The following is a 2,357-nucleotide window of genomic DNA, read 5'->3' as shown; positions in this document are numbered from 1 at the left end:
TCGGCCTCGCACCTGCCGCCGGTGCCGCCCCGGACGTGACGAAGCCCGCGTCACCTGTGGTGAGGTGATGCGGGCTTCGTCGTCGACCACTGCGAGCAGTGGCGCTCGAAGGCTTGTGGCCTTCGAAGCTGACGGCCAGGTAGGCCAAGATCTTTTATAGCAAGTCGATCGACGCCGTCCTGAGTCGGGGTAAGTCCACTCCCTCGTCTGACTGAGGCTGCGCGGGTGGCCGGTGCATCCGTGGCGGCTGCGTCCCTGCGTGACGACGAGCCGTGGTGCGACGGGCTGGCGACGAGAGGCGCGGAGCGACGTACCTGGCGACGAGCGGTCTGCGTCAGTGCGCGGCGACCATGCGGCCGTAGTAGCTGGGGATGCTCTCGTGGCGTTCGAGGCGCACGGGACGGTTGGCCTTGACGATCTGGGCGCCCCACGTGGCGAGGAAGCCGAAGAAGGCGACGACGCCGACGGCGCTGATCGTCATGAGGATCCAGAAGACGGTGTTGAGGTTGTCCATGGGAAACGCTCCTTCTACATCTGTAGTGCTGGTGTCTGATGTGAACACTACGCCTGTAGTAAGAGTGTGGCAAGCGGGGGTGGTGTCACCTCCGACACAATGGGTGCCCGCGCCCGCGCCCGCCGTCCCCTTCTGCGATTCCCGTCCACATCGGCGACCTACGTCCCCCTTCTACGCTTTTCGGTCACCCGTGCACGCCGTTCGTAGAGGTGGACAAGAACCGCAGATGAGGACGGGGGGCGTCAGAGCTCGGCGAGCAGCTCGGTGACGACGGTGGTGTCGTGGAAGTCGACGTCGCCTCCGGGCAGGTGCTGCACGTGCTCGTGGCCCTTGCCCGCGACGACGACGATGTCGCCCGGGCGCGCCTGTGTCAGCGCCTGACGGATGGCGTCGCGGCGGTCGAGGACGATCGTCGTGTTCGACGGATCGGCGCCCGCCATCACCTCGTCGGCGATGGCCTGCGGATCCTCGTCGTACGTGTCGTCGTTCGTGATGATGTTGACGTCCGCGAGACGACTCGCCGCCTCGCCCATCTTCGGGCGCTTCGCCGGGTCGCGCCGCCCCGCTGCGCCGTAGACGCAGATGACACGTCCGCCTTCGCTGCGGACGCCGCCGTCGGCGTGGTCGCGGCCCACGACCGCGCGCGCGACGTCGAGGACGAGTTCGAGGCCGACCTCGGTGTGGGCGTAGTCGACGACGACCTCGAAGCCCTTCGCGGTGGCCGCTGGCACGCGCTCGAAGCGGCCCGGCACCTGTGCCATGTGGGCGACGGCGCCGACGAGGGTGTCGAGCGGCATGCCCATCTCGAGCGCGATCGCGGACGCGCCCGCGACGTTGTGCACGTTGTAGTCGCCGAGCAGCGGCATCTGCAGCTCGATGACGCCGGGGGCGTCGCGTCCGTCGAGGAAGCGCTCGGGCGTCGTCAGCGTGAACGCCGTGCCGCCATCGCTGGGGTGAACCTTCGTGATGCGGTAGTCGGCGTTCTCGCTCACGCCGAACCCGAGCGTGCCGGGCACCTCGGCGACGATGCGCGCTCCGTAGGCGTCATCGACGTTCGTCAGCTTCGGCCCGTCGGTCCACTCGAAGAGGCGCCGCTTCGTCAGGAAGTAGTCCTCCATCGTGCCGTGCAGGTCGAGGTGGTCGCGGGTGAGGTTCGTGAACAACGCTGCGGCGTAACGGGTTCCGGCGACGCGGTGGAGGTGGATGCCGTGCGAGCTCGTCTCGAGCACGACGTGCTCGACGCCCGCGTCACGCATCCGCGCGAGGTTGCCCTGCACCTGCGGAGCCTCACCGGTCGTGCGGACGGCCGGCTCGCGTTCACGGCCGACGACGATCTCGGCGGTCGTCAGCAGGCCCGTCTTCTCCTCGCCGTACGCGGCGCTGAGGATGCCGTGCAGGACGTAGCTACTCGTCGTCTTGCCGTTCGTGCCGGTGATGCCGTAGACGGTGACGTCGTGGCTCGGATGCCCGGCCGTCGCGGTGGCGAGGGCGGCGAGCGCGACGCGCGCGTCTGGCACGACGACGGTCGGAGCACCCTCGACGTCACGCTCGGCGACGACAAGGCTCGCCCCGTTCGCGAGAGCCTGCGGCACGAACGTCACACCGTCGACGGTGAATCCGGGGATCGCGACGAACGCGCCACCCGGCTTCGCGGCCCGAGAATCATGGGTGACGGCGTCGATGCCGTCGACGCTCTCGGGCACGCTCGCGCCCAGGATCTTCTCGAGTTCTGCGCGGCTCACATACACCCTGCGAGCCTAACAACGCGTGGCCGAACGCCCGTCGCGCCGCGCGGGGAACGGTGATGTCGTCTGGTGCGTCGCAGTGTGGACATGCTCGAGCG

Annotated in this window: 2 protein-coding genes; both read right to left on the bottom strand. The window is 68.8% G+C overall.

Annotated elements, in window-relative coordinates:
- Positions 1 to 334 precede the first annotated feature (334 nt).
- Positions 335 to 514 (bottom strand): hypothetical protein, encoded by a 180-nt coding sequence (locus B2284_RS05780; protein WP_006947113.1) that lies wholly within the window; start codon positions 512 to 514, stop codon positions 335 to 337.
- A 242-nt stretch (positions 515 to 756) separates the two neighbouring features.
- Positions 757 to 2,262 (bottom strand): UDP-N-acetylmuramoyl-L-alanyl-D-glutamate--2,6-diaminopimelate ligase, encoded by a 1,506-nt coding sequence (locus tag B2284_RS05775; RefSeq protein ID WP_006947001.1) that lies wholly within the window; start codon positions 2,260 to 2,262, stop codon positions 757 to 759.
- Positions 2,263 to 2,357: the final 95 nt, after the last annotated feature.

The organism is Dermacoccus sp. UBA1591, from assembly GCF_002322065.1.
Lineage (GTDB): Bacteria > Actinomycetota > Actinomycetes > Actinomycetales > Dermatophilaceae > Dermacoccus > Dermacoccus nishinomiyaensis.
The sequence above is the reverse complement of the archived record's forward strand: the minus strand, read 5'-3'. Positions and strand labels throughout refer to the sequence as shown.